At 64.4% G+C, this 26,214-nt stretch carries 28 protein-coding genes; 17 read left to right on the top strand and 11 right to left on the bottom strand.

Annotation, left to right across the window (positions count from 1 at the left end; all coding sequences use genetic code 11):
• Positions 1-59: 59 nt before the first annotated feature.
• The gene (locus HY019_RS02400) at positions 60-365 is read left to right on the top strand and encodes a polyhydroxyalkanoic acid system family protein (protein ID WP_035035442.1); all 306 of its coding nucleotides are present in this window, start codon (positions 60-62) and stop codon (positions 363-365) included.
• Between the two features lie 68 nt (positions 366-433).
• On the opposite strand, the gene HY019_RS02395 is transcribed toward HY019_RS02400, so the two are convergent.
• On the bottom strand, positions 434-691 hold the full coding sequence (locus HY019_RS02395) for an acyl-CoA-binding protein (RefSeq protein ID WP_035035437.1): 258 nt from the start codon (positions 689-691) through the stop codon (positions 434-436).
• 173 nt (positions 692-864) lie between these two features.
• On the opposite strand from HY019_RS02395, the gene HY019_RS02390 reads away from it, so the two are divergent.
• The 12 genes from HY019_RS02390 (at position 865) to HY019_RS02335 (ending at position 11,224) form a co-directional block, all read left to right on the top strand.
• Positions 865-1,827: an ABC transporter ATP-binding protein gene (locus tag HY019_RS02390; protein ID WP_290688072.1), complete on the top strand. Its 963-nt coding sequence runs from the start codon at positions 865-867 to the stop codon at positions 1,825-1,827.
• On the top strand, positions 1,824-2,597 hold the full coding sequence (locus HY019_RS02385) for an ABC transporter permease (RefSeq protein WP_290688070.1): 774 nt from the start codon (positions 1,824-1,826) through the stop codon (positions 2,595-2,597). The genes HY019_RS02390 and HY019_RS02385 overlap by 4 nt, the downstream gene beginning before the upstream one ends.
• Before the next feature lie 30 nt (positions 2,598-2,627).
• The gene (locus HY019_RS02380; RefSeq protein ID WP_290688069.1) at positions 2,628-2,882 is read left to right on the top strand and encodes a BolA family protein; all 255 of its coding nucleotides are present in this window, start codon (positions 2,628-2,630) and stop codon (positions 2,880-2,882) included.
• A 106-nt stretch (positions 2,883-2,988) separates the two neighbouring features.
• Positions 2,989-4,284, top strand: a complete 1,296-nt coding sequence (gene murA / locus HY019_RS02375; protein ID WP_290688068.1) for a UDP-N-acetylglucosamine 1-carboxyvinyltransferase — start codon at positions 2,989-2,991, stop codon at positions 4,282-4,284.
• Positions 4,281-4,937, top strand: a complete 657-nt coding sequence (gene hisG, locus HY019_RS02370) for an ATP phosphoribosyltransferase (protein ID WP_035035423.1) — start codon at positions 4,281-4,283, stop codon at positions 4,935-4,937. The genes murA and hisG overlap by 4 nt, the downstream gene beginning before the upstream one ends.
• Positions 4,938-5,024: 87 nt before the next feature.
• Positions 5,025-6,338 carry a histidinol dehydrogenase gene (gene hisD / locus HY019_RS02365; protein ID WP_290689133.1) on the top strand — a complete coding sequence of 438 codons (1,314 nt, stop codon included), beginning with the start codon at positions 5,025-5,027 and terminating at the stop codon, positions 6,336-6,338.
• Between the two features lie 5 nt (positions 6,339-6,343).
• Positions 6,344-7,456, top strand: a complete 1,113-nt coding sequence (hisC, locus tag HY019_RS02360) for a histidinol-phosphate transaminase (protein ID WP_290688067.1) — start codon at positions 6,344-6,346, stop codon at positions 7,454-7,456.
• On the top strand, positions 7,453-8,076 hold the full coding sequence (gene hisB, locus HY019_RS02355) for an imidazoleglycerol-phosphate dehydratase HisB (protein WP_290688066.1): 624 nt from the start codon (positions 7,453-7,455) through the stop codon (positions 8,074-8,076). The genes hisC and hisB overlap by 4 nt, the downstream gene beginning before the upstream one ends.
• Before the next feature lie 44 nt (positions 8,077-8,120).
• Positions 8,121-8,810 carry an imidazole glycerol phosphate synthase subunit HisH gene (gene hisH, locus HY019_RS02350; RefSeq protein WP_290688065.1) on the top strand — a complete coding sequence of 230 codons (690 nt, stop codon included), beginning with the start codon at positions 8,121-8,123 and terminating at the stop codon, positions 8,808-8,810.
• Between the two features lie 52 nt (positions 8,811-8,862).
• Positions 8,863-9,609 carry a 1-(5-phosphoribosyl)-5-[(5-phosphoribosylamino)methylideneamino]imidazole-4-carboxamide isomerase gene (gene hisA / locus HY019_RS02345; protein WP_290688064.1) on the top strand — a complete coding sequence of 249 codons (747 nt, stop codon included), beginning with the start codon at positions 8,863-8,865 and terminating at the stop codon, positions 9,607-9,609.
• A gap of 18 nt (positions 9,610-9,627) precedes the next feature.
• A complete protein-coding gene (gene hisF / locus HY019_RS02340) occupies positions 9,628-10,407 on the top strand; it encodes an imidazole glycerol phosphate synthase subunit HisF (protein ID WP_290688063.1) in 780 nt (259 codons plus the stop codon).
• Positions 10,408-10,639: 232 nt separating this feature from the next.
• A complete protein-coding gene (locus HY019_RS02335; RefSeq protein ID WP_290688062.1) occupies positions 10,640-11,224 on the top strand; it encodes a CBS domain-containing protein in 585 nt (194 codons plus the stop codon).
• A 12-nt stretch (positions 11,225-11,236) separates the two neighbouring features.
• On the opposite strand, the gene HY019_RS02330 is transcribed toward HY019_RS02335, so the two are convergent.
• From HY019_RS02330 to HY019_RS02320, 3 genes are all read right to left on the bottom strand, one after another.
• On the bottom strand, positions 11,237-13,588 hold the full coding sequence (locus HY019_RS02330; RefSeq protein WP_290688061.1) for a CHASE2 domain-containing protein: 2,352 nt from the start codon (positions 13,586-13,588) through the stop codon (positions 11,237-11,239).
• Positions 13,585-15,231, bottom strand: a complete 1,647-nt coding sequence (locus HY019_RS02325) for a FecR domain-containing protein (RefSeq protein ID WP_290688060.1) — start codon at positions 15,229-15,231, stop codon at positions 13,585-13,587. Before HY019_RS02325 ends, HY019_RS02330 begins: the two co-directional genes overlap by 4 nt.
• Before the next feature lie 118 nt (positions 15,232-15,349).
• Positions 15,350-16,099, bottom strand: coding sequence for a Nif3-like dinuclear metal center hexameric protein (locus HY019_RS02320; protein ID WP_290688059.1), 750 nt, complete (start codon positions 16,097-16,099; stop codon positions 15,350-15,352).
• A 43-nt stretch (positions 16,100-16,142) separates the two neighbouring features.
• Here HY019_RS02320 and HY019_RS02315 point away from each other — a divergent pair, with 43 nt between their 5' ends.
• Positions 16,143-17,318, top strand: coding sequence for a Do family serine endopeptidase (locus HY019_RS02315; RefSeq protein WP_290688057.1), 1,176 nt, complete (start codon positions 16,143-16,145; stop codon positions 17,316-17,318).
• Between the two features lie 11 nt (positions 17,319-17,329).
• Here the strand turns inward: HY019_RS02315 and tatC are convergent, their stop codons facing one another.
• The 5 genes from tatC to hisI form a co-directional block, all read right to left on the bottom strand.
• Positions 17,330-18,115, bottom strand: coding sequence for a twin-arginine translocase subunit TatC (gene tatC, locus HY019_RS02310; protein ID WP_290688055.1), 786 nt, complete (start codon positions 18,113-18,115; stop codon positions 17,330-17,332).
• Between the two features lie 12 nt (positions 18,116-18,127).
• Positions 18,128-18,586, bottom strand: a complete 459-nt coding sequence (locus tag HY019_RS02305) for a twin-arginine translocase TatA/TatE family subunit (protein WP_290688054.1) — start codon at positions 18,584-18,586, stop codon at positions 18,128-18,130.
• A gap of 44 nt (positions 18,587-18,630) precedes the next feature.
• A complete protein-coding gene (tatA, locus tag HY019_RS02300) occupies positions 18,631-18,864 on the bottom strand; it encodes a Sec-independent protein translocase subunit TatA (RefSeq protein ID WP_290688052.1) in 234 nt (77 codons plus the stop codon).
• Positions 18,865-18,958: 94 nt separating this feature from the next.
• Positions 18,959-19,351 carry a phosphoribosyl-ATP diphosphatase gene (locus HY019_RS02295; protein WP_290688051.1) on the bottom strand — a complete coding sequence of 131 codons (393 nt, stop codon included), beginning with the start codon at positions 19,349-19,351 and terminating at the stop codon, positions 18,959-18,961.
• The gene (gene hisI, locus HY019_RS02290; RefSeq protein WP_290688049.1) at positions 19,348-19,740 is read right to left on the bottom strand and encodes a phosphoribosyl-AMP cyclohydrolase; all 393 of its coding nucleotides are present in this window, start codon (positions 19,738-19,740) and stop codon (positions 19,348-19,350) included. Before hisI ends, HY019_RS02295 begins: the two co-directional genes overlap by 4 nt.
• 143 nt (positions 19,741-19,883) lie before the next feature.
• On the opposite strand from hisI, the gene pdxA reads away from it, so the two are divergent.
• Positions 19,884-20,891 (top strand): 4-hydroxythreonine-4-phosphate dehydrogenase PdxA, encoded by a 1,008-nt coding sequence (gene pdxA / locus HY019_RS02285; protein ID WP_290689132.1) that lies wholly within the window; start codon positions 19,884-19,886, stop codon positions 20,889-20,891.
• Between the two features lie 12 nt (positions 20,892-20,903).
• Here pdxA and HY019_RS02280 read toward each other — a convergent pair whose 3' ends face one another.
• Both HY019_RS02280 and mscL read right to left on the bottom strand, forming a co-directional pair.
• The gene (locus HY019_RS02280; RefSeq protein ID WP_290688047.1) at positions 20,904-23,387 is read right to left on the bottom strand and encodes a DUF1631 family protein; all 2,484 of its coding nucleotides are present in this window, start codon (positions 23,385-23,387) and stop codon (positions 20,904-20,906) included.
• A gap of 116 nt (positions 23,388-23,503) precedes the next feature.
• On the bottom strand, positions 23,504-23,926 hold the full coding sequence (gene mscL, locus HY019_RS02275; protein ID WP_290688045.1) for a large conductance mechanosensitive channel protein MscL: 423 nt from the start codon (positions 23,924-23,926) through the stop codon (positions 23,504-23,506).
• 264 nt (positions 23,927-24,190) lie between these two features.
• Here mscL and petA point away from each other — a divergent pair, with 264 nt between their 5' ends.
• Together petA and HY019_RS02265 are read left to right on the top strand one after the other, a co-directional pair.
• Positions 24,191-24,790 (top strand): ubiquinol-cytochrome c reductase iron-sulfur subunit, encoded by a 600-nt coding sequence (petA, locus tag HY019_RS02270; protein WP_290688043.1) that lies wholly within the window; start codon positions 24,191-24,193, stop codon positions 24,788-24,790.
• 14 nt (positions 24,791-24,804) lie between these two features.
• Complete coding sequence (locus HY019_RS02265) at positions 24,805-26,208, top strand: cytochrome bc complex cytochrome b subunit (RefSeq protein WP_290688042.1); 1,404 nt, start codon at positions 24,805-24,807, stop codon at positions 26,206-26,208.
• Positions 26,209-26,214: the final 6 nt, after the last annotated feature.

The following is a 26,214-nucleotide window of genomic DNA, read 5'->3' as shown; positions in this document are numbered from 1 at the left end:
CGAACTGTTCGCAGGCTATTTATAGTGTCCAGCCGTGACGACCAACGAGGAGATTCGCCATGAGCGATGTCAAGTTTTCCCAAGCACACACCCTGGGGCTGGAAAAGGCCCGCGAGCTGGCCAAGCAATGGGCTGAAGACTCGGCCAAGAAGATGGGCCTGGAGTGCAAGCACACCGAAGGTGCCGACCAGGACACCATCACGTTCGAGCGCATGGGTGTCAACGGTCTGATGACCGTGACTGGCACCAGCTTTGATCTGGACGTCAAGCTGGGCATGATGATGAAGGCCTTCAAGCCGATGATCGAATCCGAGATCGCCAAGAACCTCGGCCGGATCATTGACAAGGCTTCCGGCAAAGCCTGATCTTCGGGCTGGCCGCAAAGCAAAACGGGCTGCCAATGCAGCCCGTTTTGTTTGGTCAGTCCGTGCGCTTACTTCTTGAGCGACTCGACCAGGTCGATGTAGCCTTGCTTGGCTTCGTCCTGGCTCTTGCCCTTCAGGGCGGCCCAGGCGTCGTACTTGGCGCGGCCCACGAAATCGGTGAAGCCAGGGCGGTCACCCGTGGCGTCGCCCACGCTGCCTTGCTTGAACAGCGAGTACATCTGCAGCAGGGTGTTGTTGTCGGGCTTGGCGGGCAACAGCTTGGAGTCTGCCAGGGCCTTGTCGAAGCGGGCTTGAAGATCGGACATGTTTGTCTCCTGTCAAATTGGCGGTCACGGCGCTGGACCTGGCCAGGCGGTGACGGGTTCATCGCAGGCGCATGTTACTGCCCGTTTGACGGGCTCACGAGCCTGGCAGCCCCCTCAAGCCAGTGCCTGAGAAACCATGGGGTCATGGCGGATTCTCTAGAATCAATGCCCTCATGAGCGCTGTTTCCTTCCACAACGTCACCAAAACATTCGAGTCCGGCGGCCGCACCGTGCGGGCGCTGCAGGGCGTCAGCTTTGACATCGAAGAGGGTGAATTCTTCGGCCTCCTCGGGCCCAATGGTGCGGGCAAAACCACCCTGATCAGCATCCTGGCTGGTTTGAGCCGTGCCACCTCGGGCAAGGTCACCGTGCAGGGGCACGACGTGGTCAGCGACTACGCAGCCGCGCGCCGCGCCCTGGGCGTGGTCCCGCAAGAGCTGGTGTTCGACCCCTTCTTTTCGGTGCGCGAAACCCTGCGCATCCAGAGCGCCTACTTTGGCCTGCGTCGCAACGACGACTGGATCGACGAGCTGCTGGCCAACCTGGGCCTGAGTGACAAGGCCGACGCCAACATGCGCCAGCTGTCGGGCGGCATGAAGCGGCGCGTGCTGGTGGCCCAGGCCCTGGTGCACCGCCCACCCGTGATCGTGCTGGACGAGCCCACCGCGGGCGTGGACGTCGAATTGCGCCAGACCTTGTGGCAGTTCATTGCCCAGCTCAATAAAAAGGGCCACGCCGTCTTGCTCACCACCCATTACCTGGAGGAAGCCGAGGCCTTGTGCGGGCGCATCGGCATGCTCAAGCAAGGGCAACTGGTGGCGCTGGACCGCACTTCCGCCTTGCTGGCGGGCACCGCCTCCACCATGCTGCGCTTCAAGACTGACCATGCCCTGCCGCCTCAACTGGCCGCACAGGCCCGCATCACAGGCCGCATCGTTCAACTGCCTGCGCATGACGCCACCGAGATCGAGCAGATCCTGGCGCAGCTGCGCGAGGCCCACTGCAAGGTCGAGGACCTGGAAATGGGCCGCGCCGATCTCGAAGACGTCTTCCTCGAGATCATGCAAAGCCACCAAGGCGATCACGCCAAAGCGGGCCTGGTGAACAATGCAGGCAAACTGGAGGTGGTCGCATGAACTGGGTCGCTTCGGTGCAGGGCGCCCGCCCGTTGTTCGTCAAGGAAGTGCTGCGCTTCTGGAAGGTGAGCTTCCAGACCATCGGCGCGCCGGTGCTGACCTCCGTGCTCTACCTGCTGATTTTTGGCCATGTGCTCGAAGACCATGTCCAGGTGTTCAAGGGCGTGGGCTACACCCGCTTCCTGATCCCTGGCCTGGTGATGATGAGCCTGCTGCAAAACGCCTTCGCCAACAGTTCGTCCTCGCTCATCCAGAGCAAGATCACGGGCAACCTGGTGTTCGTCCTGCTGACCCCTTTGTCGCACCGCGCCTGGTTCCTGGCCTATGTGGGCGCCTCGCTGGTGCGCGGGCTGGCCGTGGGCACGGGCGTGTTCATCGTGACGGCCTGGTTCGCGCCACCCGGCTTGGCCGAGCCCTGGTGGGCCCTGATCTTTGCCATGTTGGGGGGCTGCCTGCTGGGCGCGCTGGGCCTGATCGCCGGCCTGTGGGCCGACAAGTTCGACCAGATGGCCGCCTTTCAGAACTTCATCATCGTGCCCATGACCTTTCTGTCGGGCGTGTTTTACTCGGTGCACTCGCTGCCGGGCTTCTGGCAGGGGCTGTCCCACCTCAACCCTTTCTTCTACCTGATCGACGGTTTTCGGCGCGGTTTCTTCGGCGCCAGCGACGTCAGCCCCTGGCTGAGCCTGGGCGTGGTGGCGACCGCCACGCTGGGTGTTTCGGCCCTGGCGCTGCGTTTGCTCAAGACCGGGTACAAAATCCGGTCCTGATCCTTCCTTTTTTGATCTGTCGAGTCCAATATGGCCAACCCCACTCCTGCCGAAATCCAGCAATACATTGCCGCCGGTCTGCCTTGCGCACACCTGGAAGTGGAGGGCGACGGCCAGCACTTTTTCGCCACCATCGTGTCCGCCGAGTTCGAAGGCAAGAACCGGATTGGCCGCCACCAGCGCGTTTACCAGGCCCTGGGCGATAGAATGCGGGCTGAGATCCACGCGCTGTCCATGAAGACTTTGACCCCAGCCGAATGGGCCGAGCAGGCTCCCAAGGCCTGATTTCACAGTCTGAAGTGGCCGTTTGGCGCTCTGCTCGACACCGATTCATCTCTAATCAGGCGCGACTACCGCTTTGGCGGCAGCTTCGCGCCCTTTGTGTTTTCCCATGGACAAACTCCTGATCCGCGGTGGTCGTCGCCTGCAAGGCGAAGTGACGATTTCCGGCGCCAAAAATGCTGCCTTGCCTGACCTGTGCGCCACGCTGCTGAGCGCCGAGCCCGTCACGCTGGCCAATGTGCCGCAGCTGCAGGACGTGTCCACCACACTCAAGCTGCTGGGCAACATGGGTGTCGTGGCCGAGCGCCATGCCGACGACGTCAACTGCGTCACGCTGGATGCCGGCCGGGTCGACAAGCCCGAAGCGCCGTACGAGCTGGTCAAGACCATGCGCGCCTCCATCCTGGTGCTGGGCCCGCTGCTGGCCCGTTTTGGCCGCGCCCGCGTGTCGCTGCCTGGCGGCTGCGCCATCGGCTCGCGCCCCGTGGACCAGCACATCAAAGGCTTGCAGGCCATGGGTGCCCAGATCACGGTCGAGCATGGCTACATCGAAGCCCGCACGCCGCTGGACGCCAAGGGCCTGCCGACCCGCCTTCAAGGCGCCCGCATCACGACCGACATGGTCACCGTGACGGGCACCGAGAACCTGTTGATGGCCGCCACGCTGGCCGAGGGTGAAACCATCCTCGAAAACGCCGCGCAAGAGCCTGAAATCACCGACCTGGCCAATCTGCTGATCGCCATGGGCGCGAAGATCGAAGGGCAGGGCACGCACCGCATCCGCATCCAGGGGGTGGACAAGCTCCATGGGCTGAGCAGCGCGCAGGCGCACCAGATCATTCCTGACCGCATCGAAACCGGTACCTTCCTGTGCGCCGTGGGCGCTACCGGTGGCGACGTCACCCTGCGCAAGGCCAATGCCGAGCACCTCGAGTCCGTCATCGAGAAGTTGCGCGAAGCCGGCGTGTCGATTGAATCCGGTACCGACTGGATCCGCGTCAAGGCCGATGCGCGGCCCAAGGCCGTGGGTTTCCGCACGCGTGAGTACCCCGCCTTCCCGACCGACATGCAGGCCCAGTTCATGGCGCTCAACTGCGTGGCTGAAGGCACCGCGGTGATCCACGAGACGATTTTTGAAAACCGCTTCATGCACGTCAACGAGCTGATCCGCCTGGGCGCGAACATCGCCGTTGACGGCCACAGCGCCGTGGTGACCGGCGCCCCCAAGCTGTCCGGTGCCACCGTGATGGCCACCGACCTGCGCGCCTCGGCCAGCCTGGTCATCGCCGGCCTCGTGGCCGATGGCGAGACCCTGGTCGACCGCATTTACCACCTCGACCGTGGCTACGACCGCATGGAAGCCAAGCTGCGCGGTATCGGTGCTGACATCGAGAGAACCAAATGATCACCCTCGCCCTTTCCAAAGGCCGCATCTTTGAAGAAACCTTGCCCCTGCTGGCCGCAGCCGGCATCGAGGTGACCGAAGACCCTGAAAAGTCCCGCAAGCTCATCTTGCCCACCACACGCCCCGATGTGCGCGTGGTGCTGGTGCGCGCCTCGGACGTGCCCACCTATGTGCAATACGGTGGCGCCGACATCGGCGTGGCCGGCAAGGACATCCTGATCGAGCACGCCGGTGTCAACGGTGACAACGATGGCCTGTACCAGCCGCTGGACCTGAACATCGCCAAGTGCCGCATGAGCGTGGCCGTGCGCGCTGACTTCGACTACGCCGCCGCCGTCAAGCAGGGCTCGCGCATCCGCGTGGCCACCAAGTACACCACCATTGCCCGCGATCACTTTGCCAACAAGGGCGTGCACGTGGACCTGATCAAGCTGTACGGCTCGATGGAGCTGGCGCCCTTGACTGGCCTCGCTGACGCCATCGTGGACCTGGTGTCCACCGGCAACACGCTCAAGGCCAACCACCTGGTCGAGGTCGAGCAGATCATGAACATCAGCTCGCGCCTGGTCGTCAACCAGGCCTCGCTCAAGCTCAACCGCGAACCCATCCGCGCCCTGATCCAGGCTTTCGAGTCCGCCATCCCGAAGAAGTGAAGCGTGTGCCAGGGGCTATGACGCCGGTAGCCACAAGCCATCGCGTCCACGTCCCGCACCAGTCAGATTTCTGAGATCCTCTTGCTCATGACCGTCCAGATCCGCCACCTCGCCACCTCCCAGCCCGATTTCGATGCCACCTTCCAGAAGGTGCTGCATTGGTCGGCCGAGACCGACACGGCCATCGAAGACCGCGTGGGCGCGATCCTGGCTGATGTGCGCCTGCGTGGTGACGCCGCCGTGCTGGAGTACACCGGCCGATTCGACCACCTGCAGGTGGACAGCATGGCTGCGCTGGAACTGGGGCAGGCCGAGTTGAAGTCCGCGTTTGACAGCCTGCCAGCCGTGCAGCGCGAGGCCCTGGAAAGCGCCGCCAAGCGCGTGCGCAGCTACCACGAGCGCCAGAAAGAAGCCTGCGGCCTCAGCTGGCAATACCGCGATGAAGACGGCACCTTGCTGGGCCAGAAGGTCACGCCGCTGGACCGCGTGGGCATCTATGTGCCCGGTGGCAAGGCCGCGTATCCCTCGTCTGTGCTGATGAACGCCATCCCTGCCCATGTGGCCGGTGTGCAAGAGATCATCATGGTCGTGCCCACCCCCAAGGGCGAGAAGAACCCGCTGGTGCTGGCCGCCGCCTATGTGGCCGGCGTGTCGCGCGCCTTCACCATCGGCGGCGCACAGGCCGTGGCCGCCCTGGCTTACGGCACCGCCACCGTGCCCAAGGTCGACAAGATCACCGGCCCGGGCAACGCCTATGTGGCCAGCGCCAAGAAGCACGTGTTCGGCCAGGTCGGCATCGACATGATCGCCGGCCCCAGCGAGATCCTCGTGCTGGCCGATGGCTCCACACCGCCCGACTGGGTCGCCATGGACCTGTTCAGCCAGGCCGAGCACGACGAACTGGCCCAAAGCATCCTGCTGTGCCCGGACGCTGCCTACATCGCCAAGGTGCAAGCCGAGATCGACCGCCTGCTGCCCACCATGCCGCGCGCCGACATCATCCGCGCCTCGCTGGAAGGGCGTGGCGCCCTGATCCACACCCGCAGCATGGAAGAGGCCTGCGAAATCTCCAACCGCATCGCGCCCGAGCACCTGGAGGTGTCCTCCAACGACCCGCACAAGTGGGAGCCGCTGCTCAAGCACGCCGGCGCCATCTTCCTGGGTGCCTACACCTCCGAGTCGTTGGGCGACTACTGCGCCGGCCCCAACCACGTGCTGCCCACCTCGGGCACTGCGCGTTTCTCGTCGCCGCTGGGTGTGTATGACTTCCAGAAGCGCTCCAGCCTGATTGAGGTCAGCGAGGCCGGTGCCCAGGTGCTGGGCAAGACCGCCGCGGTGCTGGCTTACGGTGAAGGCCTGCAGGCGCACGCCCAGGCCGCGGAATTCCGCCTGAAGAAATGAACGACATGAGTCTGCTCGACGTCTTCCGTCCTGATGTCCGCGCCATGCACGCCTACGTGGTGCAAGACGCCGCCGGCTACATCAAGCTCGACGCGATGGAAAACCCCTTCACGCTGCTGCCCGCGCTGCAGGCTGAACTGGGCGAGCGCCTGGGCAAAGTGGCCCTGAACCGCTACCCCGGCGTGCGCGTCAATGACCTGCATGCCGCCTTGCGCGCCTACGCCCACGTGCCTGCCGACTGCGGCCTGGTGCTGGGCAATGGCTCGGATGAGCTGATCTCGCTGCTGTCCGTGGCGTGCGCTCAGCCGGGTGCCGTGGCCCTGGCGCCGCTGCCGGGCTTCGTCATGTACGAGGCCTTTGCCAAGCAAAGCGGCATGACGTTTGTGGGCGTGCCCCTGACGCCCGATTTCGAGCTGGATGGCCTCGCCATGCTGGCCGCCATCCGCGAGCACAAGCCCGCGCTGACCTACATCGCCTACCCCAACAACCCCACGGCCAATCTCTGGGACGACGCCGTCATCGAGCAGATCGTGGAGGCGGTGGGGGAGAACGCCGCAGTGGGTCATCCTGGCCTGGTCATCATCGACGAGGCCTACCAGCCCTTCGCCAGCAAGAGTTACCTGGATCGCCTGGCCAAGCACCCGCATGTGCTGCTGATGCGCACCCTGTCCAAATTCGGCCTGGCCGGTGTTCGCCTGGGCTACATGATGGGCCGCAAGGACCTGATCGAGCAGGTCGAAAAGGTGCGCCCGCCCTACAACATCAGCGTGCTCAACGTCGAGGCGGCCCTGTTTGCCATCGAGCACGCCAGTGAGTTCGCCCGCCAGGCCGAGACCATCAAGTCCGAGCGCCAGCGCCTGCTGGCCGCCCTGGCCGCCATGCCCGGCGCCAAGGCCTACCCCAGCCAGGCCAACATGATCCTGGTGCGCGTGAACGACGCCGCCGCGGCCTTCAACGCCCTTAAAGCTAGGGGCATCCTGATCAAAAATGTGGCGGGCCTGCACCGTTTGCTGGCAAACTGTATCCGCCTGACCGTAGGTCTTCCCTCGGAAAATGACGCCCTCATCGCGGCATTGACCGAAATCCTGCGCGAACCCCTGATTTCCAACCCTGCATGAACGCTCCTGACATGGTGGCCCAAGCTGGCGCCGATCGCGTGGCCGAGGTCACCCGCAATACCGCCGAAACCCAGATCACCGTCCGCGTCAACCTGGACGGCACCGGTGCGGCCAAGCTGCACACCGGCATCGGTTTCTTCGACCACATGCTCGACCAGATCGCGCGCCATGGCCTGGTCGATCTGGACATCCACGCCGTGGGCGACCTGCACATCGACGGCCACCACACGGTGGAAGACGTCGGCATCACCCTGGGCCAGGCCTTTGCCAAGGCCGTGGGCGACAAGAAGGGCATCCGCCGCTACGGCCACGCCTATGTCCCCCTGGACGAGGCCTTGTCACGCGTCGTGATCGACTTCTCCGGCCGTCCCGGCCTGCACATCGACATCCCCTTCACGGCCGGCAGCATTGGCGGCTTTGACACCCAGTTGACCTACGAGTTCTTCCAGGGCTTTGTCAACCACGCAGGTGTCACCGTGCACATCGACAACCTGAAGGGCGTCAACGCGCACCATCAGTGTGAAACCGTGTTCAAGGCCTTTGCCCGTGCGTTGCGTGCCGCGCTGGAGCGCGACCCCCGCATGGCTGGCGTGATCCCGTCGACCAAGGGCTCGCTGTGAGCCCCGCCGTTTTGATCTCCCTGTGATGCTTTCCCTTTGACTCCATGAGCCAGACGACATCGACAGTGGCCGTGATTGATTACGGCATGGGCAACCTGCGCTCCGTCTCGCAGGCGGTTGAGCACGCGGCCAAGGATCTGAACCTGCAGGTCGTGGTGACCAACGACCCCGACGTGGTGAACGCCGCCGAGCGCGTGGTGCTGCCAGGCCAGGGTGCCATGCGTGACTGCATGCGTGAGCTGCGTGAAGCCCATGGGGGCCACCTGCTGGGCGCTGTGCTGCATGCCGCCGCCAACAAGCCCTTGATGGGCGTGTGCGTGGGCATGCAGATGCTGCTGGACCACTCCGAAGAGCAGGACACCCCCGGCCTGGGCCTCATCCCCGGCAAGGTGATCAAGTTCCGCCTGGACGGCATGAAGCAGCCCGATGGCAGCCGCTACAAGGTGCCTCAGATGGGCTGGAACCGCGTCCACCAGTCCCGCCACGAAGGCACGTGGGGCGGTCAGCCGCACCCCGTGTGGGCCGGTATTCCCGACGACAGTTACTTTTACTTCGTCCACAGCTACCATGCGGTTGTGGACAATCCCCAACACAGCGCCGGCGAAACCGAATACGGTGTCCGCTTTACCTGCGCTGTAGCCCGGGATAACATTTTCGCTACCCAGTTCCACCCCGAGAAGAGTGCTGAGCACGGGCTGGCCCTGTACCGCAATTTCCTGCTCTGGAAGCCTTGACCCAAGCGCTCCCAGAGTCCCGACGATTTCTCCACCCACCCGCACCACAGCCATGCTGCTGATCCCTGCGATTGACCTGAAAGACGGCAAATGCGTTCGCCTCAAACAAGGCGATATGAATGACTCCACCACGTTTGGCGAGGACCCGGCCGCAATGGCCCGGCGCTGGCTGGACGCGGGCGCCCGGCGCCTGCACCTGGTGGACCTCAACGGTGCCTTTGCCGGCAAACCCGTCAATGAGGCGGCCATCAAGGCCATCATCAAAGAAGTGGGTGACGAGATCCCGGTGCAACTGGGTGGCGGTATCCGCGACCTCGACACCATCGAGCGCTACCTCGACGACGGCCTGAGCTACGTCATCATCGGCACGGCCGCGGTCAAGAACCCCGGCTTCCTGAAGGATGCCTGCGTGGCTTTTGGCGGGCACATCATCGTCGGCCTGGACGCCAAGGACGGCAAGGTGGCCACCGACGGCTGGAGCAAGCTCTCCGGCCACGAAGTGGTGGACCTGGCCAAGAAGTTCGAGGACTACGGCGTTGAGGGCGTGATCTACACGGACATCGGCCGTGATGGCATGCTGTCGGGCATCAACATCGATGCCACCGTCAAGCTGGCCCAGGCCCTGACGGTGCCTGTGATCGCCTCTGGCGGCCTGTCCAACATCCGGAATATCGAAGAACTGTGCGCTGTCGAGCCCGAAGGTGTTGAAGGCGTGATCTGCGGTCGCGCCATCTACACCGGCGACCTGGACTTCGCAGCCGCCCAAAAGCGCGCCGACGAACTCAACGGTCAAGGCTGATCGGACAAGGGCCTTCAAGTGCTAGCCAAACGCATCATTCCCTGCCTGGACGTGACAGGCGGGCGGGTCGTCAAGGGCGTCAACTTCGTCGAGTTGCGTGACGCAGGCGACCCGGTCGAGATCGCGGCGCGCTACAACGAGCAAGGTGCCGACGAACTCACCTTCCTGGACATCACGGCCACCAGCGACGGCCGCGACATGATCCTGCACATCATCGAAGCGGTGGCTTCGCAGGTCTTCATCCCGCTGACGGTGGGTGGTGGCGTGCGCACGGTCGACGATGTGCGCCGCCTGCTCAATGCCGGTGCCGACAAGGTCAGCTTCAACTCGGCCGCACTGGCCAACCCGCCGGTGATCCGTGAGGCCTCCGACCGCTATGGCTCGCAGTGCATCGTGGTGGCCATTGATGCCAAGCGCCGCCAGGGCGATGACCTCGCCGCACGTGGGCCGGGCTGGGATGTCTACAGCCATGGTGGCCGCAAGAACATGGGCCTGGATGCCGTGGCCTGGGCCCGGCAGATGGCCGAGCATGGCGCGGGCGAAATCCTGCTGACCAGCATGGACCGCGATGGCACCAAGTCCGGTTTCGATCTGGAGTTGACCCGTGCCGTGAGCGACGCGGTGGGCGTGCCGGTGATCGCATCGGGCGGCGTGGGCAATCTGGACCACCTGGCGGACGGCGTGCAACAGGGCGGGGCCGATGCCGTGCTGGCCGCCAGCATCTTCCACTATGGCGAGTACACCGTGGCGCAGGCCAAGGCGGTGATGGCACAACGCGGCATTCCCGTTCGCCTCTGACGCGCCATCTGACGCCCGTACTGGTGCGCATCAACCAAGGCCGCAAATGCGGCCTTTCTTTTTGCCCGCGTGACAAGCATCACACTCCCGGCTGCATGGGTTTGGCGATGCCCCTGTCTCCGTGTCGAGAACAGGCGTAATGTGTGGAGCGGGAAATGCCTCGTCCTCCGTGCCAAGGTCATTGAACGGCCGGGCCGCCAGAGGGCAGGATCAACTTCGAAAGGAGTGCCACATGCCCTTGACTTCTCGTTTCAAGCCGCTGCCCCTCTCATCCATGACCACGGCGCCCGAGCTGCCCAAGGTGCAGCGCATGGCCTTGCCCCACGACCCCGCTTTGAGCCTCTTGACGGACCTGCATCACAGCGCCTGCGTGATCGCCATGGAGCACGATGGGCTGGATGAAACCCTGCACCTGATGATGCGCGCTGGCGTGCGCATGGTGTTCGTGTCGGGTGCCGGTGGTGAGCTTGCCGGCATGGTCACCGCCGAAGACCTTCAGGGCGAGCGCCCAGTGGTGCGCGCGACGAGTGGCAGGGTGCCGCATCGCGAGTTGACCGTGGCCGACGTCATGGTGCCGGTCACGCAATGGGATACCGTGGACTTGGCCACCGTGCGCACGGCCCGGCTGGGGGACGTGGCCGAAACCATGCATGAACATGGGCTGCGCTACCTGCTGGTGACCCAGAACAAGCTGGGCAAGATGGTGCTGCGTGGTTTGTTTTCTGCCAGCCGGCTGGAGATGGCGATGAACACGACCATCGAGCCCGGCCTGCATTCGCGCAGCTTTGCCGAACTGGAGATGGTGCTGGCCCACTGAGCCTGGCCTCGGTCAGTTCATCCCCAGCTCGGTTGGTAGCCACAGCTCGAAACAAGCCCCTTCGCCGGGGCTGTTGATGACCTTGACCTGCCCGCCGTGGCGTCTGGCCACGGTGTCGATGAAGACCAGGCCCAGGCCGATGCCGGCCGCCAGCTTGGACGGGCGCCCTTGCTCGACGCGTTCATAGCGTTTGAACAGGCGCCCCAGTTCCGACTCCGGAATGCCGGGCCCCTGATCGCGCACGGCGATCACATGGTGCCCGGGCTCGCGCGTTACCGAGACCGAGACCTGCCCGCCCTTGGGGCTGAACTTGATGGCATTGCTCAGCAAGTTGATCAGGGCGCGGTGCAGCAGGTAGTCATCAAAAGTGGCCGTCTGCATGTGCCCGGGTGGCCAGCTGCCTGTCAGTGTCATGTCCTTGGTGCGCGCCTGCAGTTGCATCTCGTCGATGCAGTCCTGCGCCAACTGGATCAGGTCACCCGGCGCCGGTGCAATGGGGCGTGTCTCGGCGCGCATCACCTGCAGCAGCTCTTCGCACAGGTCCAGCGTGTGGCGGGCCATGGCCTCGACATGCTTGAGCGTTTCCTCCTGCGACATCTGCCCGCCGATGCGGTGCAGCTCCACCAGCGAGATCAGTGAGGCCTGAGGGGACCGGATGTCATGGGCAATGAAGCCTAGCAATTCAGTCCGTTGCAACTCCGCCTCCTGCAGCGCGGTCACGTCGGTGGCACAGACGATGGTGCCGCTGTCCGGGATGCCGTCATCGGCGCTGACCACCGCCACGAGATACTGTTTGCCCCGTGGGTGCGCTGCAGCCGAGGTCACGGGGGCGCGGCTGTGGCTGGCTTTGTCCAGCAGCATCTCCCAGGTGGGGGCTTCATTGGGCATCAAGGGCGCCAGCACCTCGCTCAAAGGGCGCCCCAGCAAGGCAGACGCATGGCTGAAGCCGGTCATCAAGCAGGCTTGCTGGTTGGCCTGCGTGATCACATGCGACGCATCCACGACAAACACCGCGTCAGGCAAGGCCGAGAGGGTGTGCGCCAGCAGCTGCCTGGTCTGGCGCAACTGCGAACTGGCCTGGCTGATGGCGCCTGTGCGTTGCCGCATGAAGTCGCCTTGCGACGTCCGTGTTGATGAGGGCGCGCGTGGGCCCGGCATGCCCGCGTCACCCGACATGGCCTGCAACTCGCGCTCCAGCTCGTGGGCCGTGGCTTCCAGCTTGCGCCAGCTCCAGACCGGGTAGCTCAGCAGGGCGCCCAGTACCAGGCCGAAAGGTGGCCACCAAAGCCCTGCGCGCATCAACGCCCATGACACCAGGACCGCCCCGATCGCCAGGCATGCACTGTTGATCAGGCCCTGGCGCGGTGTGGCGCGGCGGAAGGACCAGAGCAGGCCCAGCACCAGCAGGGCAGACAGCAGCGCGTTGGCCGCCGGTGGAATGGCATGGATGAACCGATCCTGCCGCAAGGCATCCAGAAATTGCGCGATGACTTCGACACCCGACATGCCCTCGCCAAACTGCGAAACCGGGGTCTGGAAGGTTTCTCCCAGACCATTGGCTGTGACACCGATCAGGACGTGGCGATGGCGAAATGTGGAGGCGGGCACATCGCCGCGCAACACGGCCGCGTAGGACACGTGGGCGATGCGCCCAGGTGGGCCGAGGAAGGGAATGGCCATGGGCCCCTGGCGCTGCCAGTAGGACGAAGCCAGCGCACCGTCGTCCTGTGCAGCTTGCGCAGGGATGTTCTCTGGCCACTCGCCTGCCGCCTGCAGCATGGCGAGCGCGGGGTGGGGGTAGCGATGGGCGCGGGTGCCCGCCCACAGGTAGGCCCTGCGCAAGGTGCCGTCCACATCGATGGCCGCGTCTGCATGGGCCAGGTGGGCCACGCTTTGATAGATAGGGATGGGCCGCAGTTCGTGGCCTTGTCCTGCACCATCCAGTGCATGGCTCACGGGCAGGATGACCTTGTCGATCTGGCGCATGGCGTCTGACAGCAGGGCATCTTGCTGCGGCTCGCCGTCGGGCTCGCTGAGCAGCAGGTCCAGCATCACCGACTTGGGGTCTGCGGCCTGGATCTGCTGCAGGACGCGGGCATGGATGGACCGCTTCCAGGGCCAGCGCCCCATGGCCTGGAGGCTGGCGTCATCAATGGCCACGATCACGATGTCTGGCGCGGCCTGACGCTGCCAGGTGCTTTGAGCCGCATCGTAGACGGCCTGGTCCAGGTGCCAGGTCCAGTGCCACCAGCATGCAGCAGCGGTCAAGGTCATCAGGCACAGGCTCACCAGCCACCATTCTCGGCCTTGGCGGTCAACCGGGGGCATGCCGCTGGAGGCCGACTGCAGGGCAGGTGGCGTCATGGTTGGGTGGTGATGAAGTGCTCGCCACTTCGAACGCACTGCATGTCCGAGCTGCGCACGCAAGCGGGCAGCAGCACCATCTGCGGGGTGGTGTAGGGCCCGATGAAGCCATCGGCATCCACAGCACGGTAGCGCACATACAGCCGCCCACCTTCTTGCGGCTTGGGCAAGGTGATGTCCGGCTTGTCCGAGGCCACAGCGTGCAGCATCTGAGTGAACCCGGCATCGGTGGCCATCTGGAACTCGAAGCGCTGGCCAGGCTCGGCCTGCAACTGGAATTGCAGGCTGTCTGGTGTGATCACCGGCGGGGGCGGTTGCGCGGGCGGGTCGCGCATCAGCAGCAACTGGGCATCGCCCCAGGGGCCTTTGTCAGGGCCTGCGGCTGTCGTGGCGATGCGCCAGTGGTAGTCCCCGGTGGGGAGGGGCACGGTGGCTTGGGGATCAGGCAGCGAGGGCTGGTCCACCACCAATTGCGTGAAGCCCGCATCGCGTGCCACTTGAAGGCGGTAGGACTGTGCTTGCGGGTGGGCCGTCCAGTTGAGTTGGGCCTCGCGGGCGCGCAGCTTGGCGCGGTTGGCGGGGGCAGTGGGAATGGGCGGTTCAGGGCGTGCCTTGAGTTGCAAGGGCCACGTGCCATCCAGCCCTTCCAGCCCCTGTGCATTGGCAACGCGTGCGCGCAGGTGGTAGTGGCCATCGGGCAGGTCACTCACGCGGAAATGAGGTTGGGGCAAAGTGGCTTCGGCGCGCACGCGGCGGAAGTCGGCGTCGTCGGCAATCTGAATGCGGTAGCTGTTGGCGCCGGGCACATCAGGCAAGTCCAGGCGCAGCAGCGGGCGTTCAAACAGGCTGGGCAGGCCGGACAGCACGGGTGCAGCCGGCAAGGGCTGAGGGCTGCCAACCTGGGCCTGCGCATTGGTCACGGCACCGTGGCCGGCTGCCACGAGGGTGGTGCGTCCGGCCGTGCCCGCGGCAGCACCTGCTGCACCACTCACGGCCACCGTGCCGTCCAAGGTCTCGCCCCAGGTCAGCCGCTCATCCGTGGCCACCCGGAATTCGGTGCCACGCACACCCAGCACGGCCTGCGGTGTCTTGATCTGGTAGCGGGGCTGTCCGCCCGTCAGGTGCGTGACCAGGGACTCAACCCGCCCGCGCAGCACCGTCCAGGTCGAGGCGAAAAAGCCGGCTTCTTCGTACTTCACCGAGTTGTCCAGCCGCGCTTGCGTGTCAGCTTGAATCTTGAGGATGGAGCCATCGGCCAGTTGCACCGTGACATAGCCATTGGCGCTGGTTCGCAGCGTCATGCCCTGGGTGACCGCGTCGCCTTTTTGAACGGGCTGCATGGCCGCGCTGGGGCCCGCACCAGGCGGGTTGCGACGAGAGACCTCGCCGACCACTTCCAGCACCACACCGGCTTGCGGCGTGGCTTTCATGCGCTCGACCGGGATGCACAAGGCCTGGCCGATCGGGATGCGCCGGGGGTTGTCAACCTTGTTGACGCGCGCCAGCACCTGCCAGCGCCGAGGTTCGGCCAGGTAGCGTTGGCTCAGGCCAATCAGGGTGTCCCCTGCGACAGCCGTGTGGGTGTGGCACGACGCCGTGGCGGCCAGGGATGCAGGGCAGCATGTCAGAGATGCTGCGCACATCCAGACACCTGTCCAGGCCGGTCGATGCGCGAGCAGCATGGGCAAAACTTCCCGAGTTCGTTTGAATCCCTGGCAGCTTACGTGATGCCTGTCTCAGGGGCAAGGCGAGCTTGTCAACTCAGGCAGGATTGTCGATGTCCAGAAACTCATGCTGCAGGCCCAGGCGTGACACCAGGTGTTGCCCGATCGCCTGAACGCCATAGCGCTCGCTGGCATGGTGACCACAGGCCAGGAAGGCCACGCCGGTTTCGCGCGCGTAGTGCGCCTGGGGCTCCGAGATCTCGCCGGTCAGGAACACGTCCACGCCAGCGGCAATCGCCCCCTCGAAATAACCTTGTGCGCCGCCGCTGCACCAGGCTGCGCGCTTCAAGGCCCGGCCATCACCAGGTACGACCACCGGTGCGCGCCCCAGGACCTGGGCCACGCGGGCGCTCAGGCCATCCAGATCAAGCCCATCGGGCACCGGGCCCAGAAACCCCAAGTCCTGGTCGCCAAAGCGGCCATCTGCCACCAGGCCCAGTCGTTGCCCCCATTGGGCGTTGTTGCCCAGCGAGGCGTGGGCGTCCAGTGGCAGGTGGTAGGCAAACAGGTTGATGTCGTGCTGGATCAGGCGGGCCACGCGCTGCTTCATCCAGCCGGTGAGGCGGCCATCCTGCCCGCGCCAGAACAGGCCGTGGTGCACCAGGATGGCGTCCGCTTTGGCGGCAATGGCCGCATCGATCAAGGCCAGACTGGCCGTCACGCCCGTGACCAGCTTGTGAATGACGGGCTTGCCCTCAACTTGAAGACCGTTCGGCCCATAATCCTTGAACCGATCGGCTTCCAGCAGGTCCTGCAGGTGGCGGTGCAAGGCTTCTCGATCGATCATGGTTGGCCTTTCTGACTGACGTTGTTCATGGCTTGTGGCATTCATGCGTAAAACCTGGCTGATTTTCTCGCAGACGGTGACCGTGGCGGTTGCCGTGCTGTTTGTGGTCTCGACATTCAAACCACAGTGGATCCAGACCGTGCCGTGGCGCCAGGTGTTGCCCGGCGCCACCGTGGCCGTCGTGCCCGCGGCCGTGCCCGGCAGCGCACCGGCTTCTGCTGCGGCCACGCCGGGCTTTCGCGATGCCGCTCAAAAAGCCGCGCCGACCGTGGTCAGCGTCGTGACCAGCAATTCGGCCGCGCGCAACCCGCGTCGCAATGATCCCTGGTTTCGCTACTTTTTTGGCGACCAGGAGGGGCAGCCGCAATCCGGGGTGGGCTCGGGTGTCATCGTGTCGCCTGAAGGTTATGTGCTGACCAACAACCATGTGGTGGACCGCATGGACGACATCGAGGTGATGTTGACCGATGGCCGCAAGGCCTCGGCCAAGGTCATCGGCACCGACCCCGACACCGATCTGGCCGTGCTCAAGGTGGACCTGGATCGCCTGCCTTCCATCGCCTTCGGTGATTCGGATGCCTTGCAGGTCGGTGACCCGGTGCTGGCCATCGGCAACCCCTTTGGCGTGGGCCAGACGGTGACCGCGGGCATTGTCAGCGCGCTGGGGCGCAACCAGCTGGGCATCAACACCTTCGAGAACTTCATCCAGACCGACGCGGCCATCAACCCGGGCAACTCCGGCGGTGCGTTGGTGGACGCCCGGGGCAACCTGGTGGGCATCAACAGCGCCATCTATTCGCGCTCTGGCGGCAGCCTGGGGATTGGGTTTGCGATCCCGGTGTCGACTGCGCGCCAGGTCATGGAAAGCCTGATCCGCGATGGCCAGGTGACCCGCGGCTGGATCGGTGTCGAGCCGCGTGACCTCACGCCCGAAATGGCCGAGACCTTCAACCTGCCGGTCAAGGACGGGGTGCTGATCACAGGCGTGCTGCACAACGGCCCGGCTGCACAGGGCGGCATGCGCCCGGGCGATGTGGTCGTGGAAGTGGCCCGCGTCAAGGTGGCCAACACGGCCCAGTTGCTCAATGCCGTGGCCTCGCTCAAACCGGGTGAGGCGGCACAACTGCGCGTTCAGCGCGGCGGCGAAGTGCTGTCGCTCAGTGTGGTGGTGGCCAAGCGCCCGAAGACACCGCTTCAGGCGCGCAATCAGGACGAGTGAGCCTGAGCTGGTCAGGACGCCGGCGCGTCTTCGCTGTCCGGTGCGCGTGTGTGCTTGACGAACAGCTGTGCAGCCCAGATGCCCACTTCATAGAGCAGGCACATCGGGATCGCCAGTGACAGCTGCGACACCACGTCAGGCGGCGTGATCACGGCGGCGATCACGAACGCAATGACGATGAAGTAGCTGCGGAACTCCTTGAACTTCTCGACCGACACGATGCCCATGCGCGCCAGGATCACCAGCACCACAGGGACCTCGAACGCCGCACCAAAAGCCAGGAACATGTTGAGCACGAAGCTGAGGTAGGCCTCGATATCGGGCGCAGCCGTGATGCTCTTGGGCGCAAAGCTCTGGATGAAGGTGAACACCTTGCCGAACACGAAGAAGTAGCAAAACGCCACCCCGGCAAAGAACAGCACCGTGCTGGAGACGATCAAGGGCAGCACCAGGCGCTTTTCATGGGTGTACAGGCCCGGGGCCACAAAGGCCCAGATCTGATAGAGCACGACCGGCAAGGCCAGCATCAGGGCGGCCAGCATCGTGACCTTGATGGGCACCATGAAAGGCGAGATCGGGTTGGTGGCGATCAGCGTGGCGCCCTTGGGTAGGTGCTGCACCAGGGGCAGGGCCAGCCAGTCGTACAGCACCGCGGGCGATGGGTAGATGGCCAGCACAATGAAGGCCAGGCCTACCGCGATCACAACCCGGATCAGCCGGTCACGCAATTCGATCAGGTGGGACACGAATGGCTGTTCGCTGCCATCCATCTCATCTGGTTTGTTTGGTTCACTCACACAAAACCCTGTTTAGCGGGGGCCGGGACGAAAGCGCGCGACCCGCGCGGCACCGGACTGCACCTGCCGGCGCACGCCCTGACGCTGCTTGTACCAAAGCGGTGTGGCACCCCGCTTGAGCCGCCAGTTCTTGCGCACGGGCGGGCCGTAGCTGTAGTAGGGCGTGGGCTCATGCTGCGCGTGGTGGTCGGCCAGCGGATCGGTGTAGATCGCATCGCGGGCTTCGTTGATGCGGTCTTCGACGGATTGGCCCACATCGCGTGCCGCTTCCTCCAGCCCGGCTTTGACCTTCTTGAGCTCTTCCAGCTCCATGGAGCGGCTGACCTCGCTTTGCACCTGCGACACATAGCGCTGGGCCTTGCCCAGCAGCACCCCAACAGTACGGGCCACGCGCGGCAGCTTTTCAGGGCCGATGACGATCAGGGCCACCGCGCCGATGAGTGCCAGTTTGTCGATGCCGAAATCAATCATGGCTTACGCCCCACCTTGCAGTGGCGCGGCAAATAACAGATCGATCAAGACTTGCTCTTGGCATCGACGTCAACGGTGTTGGCGTCCTGGCGGGCGGTGTTGGTGACCTGTTGAGGGGCCGCCGGGGCGTCGGCCGTGCCGCCGTCCTTCATGCCGTCCTTGAAGCCCTTCACTGCCGCACCCAGGTCGGTGCCTACGTTCTTGAGCTTCTTGGTGCCAAACACCATCACCACGATGACCAGCACGATCAGCCAATGCCAGATGCTGAATGAACCCATGATCTTCTCCAAAAAGTCTGACGACTTGAAAACAAACCGGTAATTGTCTGCTGTGCTGGCGATTCAAGCTCGCATAAGCACATGCGCATTTTGATCAGGATGCGCCGCCTTCACTTGTCTTTACTTTCCGCATGGCGAACTCTTCCAGGCCGGACAGGCCCTCTCGCCGCGCCAGCTCACCCACCACCTCGTCGGGGTGCAGGCCCAGGTGGGCCATGGCCACCATGGAATGGAACCACAGGTCGGCAAACTCGCCCACCAGGGCCTTGCGGTGCGCCTCACTCGGGTCGGCCGCCATGTCCTTGCCCGCCATCACCGTCTCAGTTGCTTCCTCACCGACTTTTTTCAAGACGGTGTCGGTGCCTTTGTGAAACAGCCGGGCCACATAACTCTTGTCCGGGTCACCGCCCTTGCGGGACTCGATCACCTCGGCCAGACGGGCAAGCACGTCCTGGCGCGGGTTGGAAGGGGAGGGCGTGGCACTCATTTGCTGTAGATGCTGGCGGGGTCCTTGATCACCGGGTCCACGGAGACCCACTGACCATTCTCGTATTTCTGGAAGAAGCAGCTGTGACGGCCCGTGTGGCAGGCGATGCCGGGCTCATGGCCCAGTTGCGTCACGCGCAGCAGCACCACGTCGTTGTCGCAGTCCATGCGGATGGCGTGCACCTTCTGGATGTGGCCGGACTCCTCGCCCTTGTGCCACAGCTTGCGGCGCGAACGGCTCCAGTACACCGCCTCGCCCAGTTCGGCCGTGCGGGCCAGGGCGTCGCGGTTCATCCAGGCAAACATCAGCACGTCGCCGCTCGTGTCTTCCTGGGCGATCACCGGCACCAGCCCGTTTTCGTCCCAGCGGATTTCATCTAACCAAGTCATAGGGGGGAGTGTAGCAATCGAGGGGCCAGGGCTGATCCAGCCCTGTTGTCAGGGGTGACAATCTGGCCTTCTCGGGCAATAAAACAGGTGTCACCGTGGCTGAGCCATCCCCCTTGTCTGTTTCTTCGCTGCTGGCGCTCACCATGGGGGACGCCTGCGGCATCGGGCCCGAAGTCATCGCCAAATGGTGGTGTCATGGTGGTGGCGCAGCCGTCGTGATCGGTTCCCCGGCCGTGATGCAACGGGCGGTCAACTGGCTGCCTGATGCGGACCGGCCAGAGGTGGTGGCGCTGGCCAGCCTGGCGCAGCACGCCAGCCTTCAAGCCGGGCAGATGGGGGTGTGGGCCCCACCTGGGCTGCCGGCCGACCTGCTGGACGCCTCCTTGGGGCAGGTGGACGTGCGGGCCGGGCGGGCGGCTGCGGCCTGCATCCGTGAAGCGGTGCACCTGGCCCAGCAAGGGCTGGTGGCCGGCATCGTGACCGCGCCTTTGCACAAGGAGGCGCTGGCGCTGGCTGGCGAGCCTTATCCCGGCCACACCGAGTTGCTCCAGGCCGAAGGCAGCCCCTCGGGCCAGGCACCTGCACCCGTGCGCATGATGCTGGCCAACGATGAACTCAAGACCGTGCTGGTGACCATCCACGTGTCGTTGCGCAAGGCGATCGAACAGGTGACGGCGGCCTCGGTGCTGGAAACCATCCGCATCACGCACGCCAGCGCACAGCTTTGGGGCATGCCGCGTCCGCGCATTGCGGTCGCGGGGCTCAATCCGCACGCCGGCGAGGGTGGCTTGTTCGGAGACGAGGAGTTGACCATCATCGGCCCGGCGATCGAAGCGGCACGCGCTGACGGCATCGACGCCAGCGGCCCCTATGCACCTGACACCGTCTTCATGCGGGCCCGCCACGCACCGGGGCACCCGGGCGAGTTCGATGTGGTGATCGCGATGTACCACGACCAGGGTTTGATCCCAGTGAAGTACCTGGGGCTGGATCAGGGCGTCAATGTGACCTTGGGACTGCCCTTTGTGCGCACCAGCCCCGACCACGGAACCGCCTTTGACCTGGCGGGGACGGGCAGGGCGGATGAGGCCAGTTTTGCGCAGGCCGTGCGCATGGCGCGCCTGCTGGTCGCCGGGCGGAAAGCCTTGTGAGGTCCTGAGCGATCAGGCCGCTGAACGGGCGCGGGGCGGGGTGCTGGCGGCGGCACCTGATCCCAGCGCAGCCAACTGGCGGCGCGCGCGCACGGTGGCGCGCTCGATCAGTTCGGCCTGCTCGAAGGCCCTGAACCGGCCGCTGTCGCACATCTTGGCCAGCGTGCGGGCCGTCAGCGAGATGGTCTGCTTGTGCGTGTGGCCGTGGTTGAAGATGAAGAAGGTGCGGCCTTCGCTCACCCAGGTCAGGCGGACCTTCTTCCACTGCCCCTGCATCATCATCTGGTAGGCCGCGCCCTTCTGGATGTGGTGTACCAGTTGCAGGCCAGCCGAGGGGGTTGGCGGGGCATCCAGGTTGATGTCGATTTCGCTGAGCGAGGGGTCGGTGCCGCCGGGCTGATCCAGGTCGATGTCCAGCGGACCTTCTGCCACCAGCGCGGCCTCGGGCAAAAAGCCTGCCTGCTGGATTTCGGTGGCGCTCAAGGCGGGCACCACCGTCAGGATCGGGGGCGACTTCAGGTCGTCCAGCGTCTCTGGCAGTGGGTCATTGGCCGCCTCTTCGCGGCTGGGGATGGCAATTTGCTCGACCTTGGTGAGCTGGTGCTCCAGCATGCGCTGGGTCAGGTCATGGTGCGGTGCGGTCTTCAGGCACTCGGCATGGGCCGGCAGCAATTGCGAGAAAAAGGTCTGCTTGGCTTCGTCGGCCCACTGGATCAGGCCCAGGCCCTCGTTGAGGTCCTTCATCAGCTGTGGCAGTTTGAGCAGGAATTCCTTGCGCAACTGCGGGTGGCCCTTGGGCTGCACGCTCAAGGCCAGGTCATGCCCGGCCTTTTTCATGCGGGCAGCAAGCGGGGACTGCGCGCCGTCGCGGGCCGAGGCCATGACCTGTACCTGGCTCCAGATCTGGGCCAGGAAGCTGCGCACGAACTCCGGCATTTCCACGTCGGCCAACTCGCGCTTGAGGATCTGCATGTAACGCTGGTGCACGCGCAGATCGGCTTCCTTGCCGTTGAGCATGGCGGCCACGGCGGCGCTCTCGGCCGCTTCGCGCGCATTCTCGGTGTCAATGAAGGATTCGAGTTCGGCCAGCTTGGACTCGTAGGTGTCCATGCGGTCGAAGTCGCCCTCGACAATGTCGTTGACCAGGGCGGTGATGCGCTCCAGGCAGGCGAGGCCGGCGCCATCTTCATAGCCCTCGAAAGAGGCCGACAGGGTCGCGATGCGGTTCACGAAGCGCCGTACGGGGTGCTTGCGTGAATTGAAGAAGCTCATGTCGGCCAGGGCCACGCGCAGCACCGGCATCTGCAGGCGGGCGATCTGGCGGGCCATCTGCGGCGACACCTTGGGGTCGGACAGCACCTGGTCGAACAGGGCGGCCACGATGTCGATCACCATCTGATCGAGCGCCGCGCCGCCGCTGGCACGAACCAGTTCTTCCCGGTGGGCGCGGATCAGGTTGACGGCCATCAGCGGGCCGGCAAAGCCTGTGCTGGCTTCACCTTGAGCGCTTGAGCCGTCGGCGCCGGGGAAGTCGGCTGTCCAGCCAGGCGCGGGTGTCTGCGCTGCGATCTGGCGCAGCAGGTTCTGGAAGTCAGGGTTGACCGCGGGCAGGCCGCCGGGCACGCGCGGTGCGCGCAGGCCCATGGGCGCAGGGCCATTGGGCACGGGCCCGGGCATGGTCACGCCGAACATCTCGCTGAGCGCCTGGGCGGCGCGCAGGTGTGTTTCAGTGGTCAGCGGTGCGCTCGCATAGCCGGAGGTGCTGCGGCCAGCCATGCTGTCGTTGAAGGTACCCGGCTGCGTGGGTGTGGCCGTGGGCAATTCGCCATTGAGGCTGCCGGGGGTTGTCGCTGTGCCCTGGCGGGTGCGGTTGACCGACAGGCCTTGCGGCGCGATGCCTTGGGCCTTCAGATCGGCCACGATCTGGGTGTAGCAATTACGCAGCTCCTGGCCCAGTACACGCCCGGCATGTTGCCCAAGCACCTGCACCACATCCTGCTCGCTGCCCATGTCGGCCAGTGCGTTCAGCAGGGTCTTGGCGATGCCGGGTGGGCGAAGCGGGTTGCGCTCGGGGCTGGGGTCACCCAGCAAGGTGGTCATGTAGGCCTGCAGGGCTTCAAGTTCTGCATCGCACTCGTGGGTCAGCGCCTGCGCCATCCGGTCGGCCGTGACGCCACGCTCCACCTCTTCGTTGTCCACCAGGGACAAGGACGCCCAGTCGGTGTCATTGCCCAGCGTCTGGTGCCCGCTGTGGGTGACACGCGTGGTCTTGTCCAGTTGCTGGCGAAAGCCCTTGCTGAAACTGGCGTTCACCAGGTTGGACTTGAGCTTCAGATCCCGCTCGGCACTCATCAGCAACTGGCGCTGCAGATTGCTGGACGCCGCCAGGGACAAGGGCCCGAGTTGGGTCAGAACCTTGTCGATGGCGTCCGACACCGCCTTGTTGACGCGGCTGTGCGCACGGTCAAGAACGATGTCTAAACGAGGGTCGGTCACAGACGGGTCCAATCAGATCAGGGGCTCAACAACCCATTTCGGGCCGCTGCATGAACTGTCCCAAAAAGGGACTGCCTTTGATCGTTGGATATCGGCCGCTTCCGCCCCGTCTTTCGCTATCGTTTCAAATTGTCACGAATCTCACGAAGCAGCAAGATGTCTTCGGGGGTGGGCGCGGGGGCTGCCGGGGCGGCAGCGGGCTCTTCTTTCTTCAGCCGGTTGATCTGCTTGATCATCAGGAAAATGATGAAAGCCAGGATGGCGAAGTTCAGTGCCACGGTCAGGAAGCTGCCGTAGGCAAACACGGCACCAATCTTTTTGGCTTCGGCCAGGGGCAGGCCGGCGGGCTGGTTGGCCAGGGCGACGTAGTAATTGGTGAAATCAAGGCCGCCAACGACCTTGCCGATCAGCGGCATGATCAGGTCATTGACTACCGAGTCGACAATTTTGCCGAACGCGCCACCGATGATCACGCCGACCGCCAGGTCGACCACGTTGCCCTTGACGGCAAACTCCTTGAATTCGCTGAAAAAGCTCATGGGGTGACTCCGATCCTTGATGGAAATGACATTTGATCTTCAGGATAACTGTAGGCCGGCCAAAGCGCGCGGCCCTGGGCAGCATGGTGCCCGTGAGGGGCTGGATGTCATGGTGCGTTGCAAAAATGTTACAGCTTGACGCGGGCCTGAGTCTGATCAACATGTGCGGCCAAGCGGAAGAGGGCTTGCAGACGTCCGTTAGAATGTGAGGTTGACCCCAATCTCATCGTCCCATCAGTCCTCTATAAGTCCAAAAGGATACCCATGAGCAATCAGCCAGTGGATCAAAGCCGTCGGACCTGGGTGACCATGGCCTGCGCCGCCGGTGGCGTGGGCGGCGTGGCCACCGCCATCCCCTTCGTTTCGACCTTCCAACCCTCCGAACGTGCTCGCGCAGCTGGTGCTGCTGTCGAGGCTGATATCAGCGCCCTCAAGCCGGGCGAGATGATGACGGTCGAATGGCGCGGCAAACCCGTCTGGATCATCAAGCGCACGCCCGAGCAAGTTGCCGGCCTGGCCAAGATCGACGGCGAACTGGCCGATCCCAAGTCCGAGCGCAAGCCCTCAGAACTGACGCCCGAGTACGCTCGCAACGAGCACCGCTCGATCAAGCCTGACGTCATGGTCGCTGTCGGCATCTGTACCCACCTGGGTTGCTCGCCCTCGTCCAAGTTCCAGTCCGGTCCGCAGGCATCGCTGCCCGACAACTGGCCCGGTGGCTTCCTGTGCCCCTGCCACGGCTCGACCTTCGACCTGGCTGGCCGCGTGTTCAAGAACAAGCCGGCTCCGGACAACCTGGAAGTTCCGCCCCACATGTACCTGTCTGACACCAAGCTGCTGATTGGTGAAGACAAGAAGGCCTGACAGGAGACACACACATGGCTGAAATGAAGCAAGCGCCCGCTGGCGCTTCTGCTGGCGAAAAACTCCTGAACTGGGTGGACAACCGTTTTCCGGCGTCCAAGCTCTACAAAGAGCACCTGTCCGAGTACTACGCCCCCAAGAACTTCAACTTCTGGTATTTCTTTGGTTCGCTGGCCCTGCTGGTGCTGGTGATCCAGATCGTGACCGGCATCTTCCTGGTCATGAACTACAAGCCGGATGCGGCCGTGGCTTTTGCCTCGGTCGAATACATCATGCGCGACGTGCCATGGGGCTGGTTGATCCGCTACATGCACTCGACGGGCGCCTCGGCGTTCTTCATCGTGGTGTACCTGCATATGTACCGCGGCCTGATCTACGGTTCCTACCGTACCCCGCGTGAACTGGTGTGGATCTTCGGTTGCCTGATTTTCCTGTGCCTGATGGCCGAAGCCTTCATGGGCTACCTGCTCCCCTGGGGTCAGATGTCCTACTGGGGCGCCCAGGTGATCATCAACTTGTTCTCTGCCATCCCGTTTGTCGGCCCTGATCTGGCCATCCTGATCCGTGGTGACTACGTGGTGGGCGACGCCACCCTGAACCGCTTCTTCTCGCTGCACGTCATTGCCGTGCCGCTGGTGCTGCTGGGTCTGGTGGTGGCGCACATCATCGCGCTGCACGAAGTGGGCTCGAACAACCCCGACGGCGTCGAGATCAAGCAAGGCCCCAAGGATGCCAATGGCCATCCGCTGGACGGCGTGCCTTTCCACCCCTACTACTCGGTGCACGACATCGTGGGCGTGGTCGGCTTCCTGATCTGCTTCACTGCCGTGATCTTCTTCATGCCCGAGTTCGGCGGTTACTTCCTGGAGTACAACAACTTCATCCCCGCTGACCCGTTCAAGACCCCGCCGCACATTGCGCCAGTCTGGTACTTCACGCCTTTCTACTCGATGCTGCGTGCCACCACCGACCAGATGGTCCAGGTGCTGTGCGTGATCGTCGGCCTGGCTGCCGTGCTGAACCTGATCAAGGGCAAGGGTACGGGCCAGACGAAGATGGCAGGTCTGGTTGGCGCAGCCGTGCTGATCGCGCTGCTGAAGGTCTTTGAAGCCAAGTTCTGGGGCGTGGCCGTGATGGGTGGCGCCGTGGTGATCCTGGCTGGCCTGCCCTGGTTCGACAAGAGCCCGGTCAAGTCCATCCGTTACCGTCCGGACTGGCACAAGATCGTGTACGCCGTGTTCGTGGTGAACTTCGTCATCCTGGGTTACCTGGGTGTGCAGCCTCCCTCCGAAATCGGCGGCATCGTGTCCCAGGTTGGCACGCTGCTGTACTTCGGCTTCTTCGTGCTGATGCCCTGGTGGAGCCAGATCGGCACCTTCAAGCAAGTGCCCGATCGTGTGACCTTCAAGCCTCACTGATAGAAG

Origin of the sequence: Aquabacterium sp. (genome assembly GCF_016195855.1) — a bacterium.
Lineage (GTDB): Bacteria > Pseudomonadota > Gammaproteobacteria > Burkholderiales > Burkholderiaceae_C > Aquabacterium.
The sequence above is the reverse complement of the archived record's forward strand: the minus strand, read 5'-3'. Positions and strand labels throughout refer to the sequence as shown.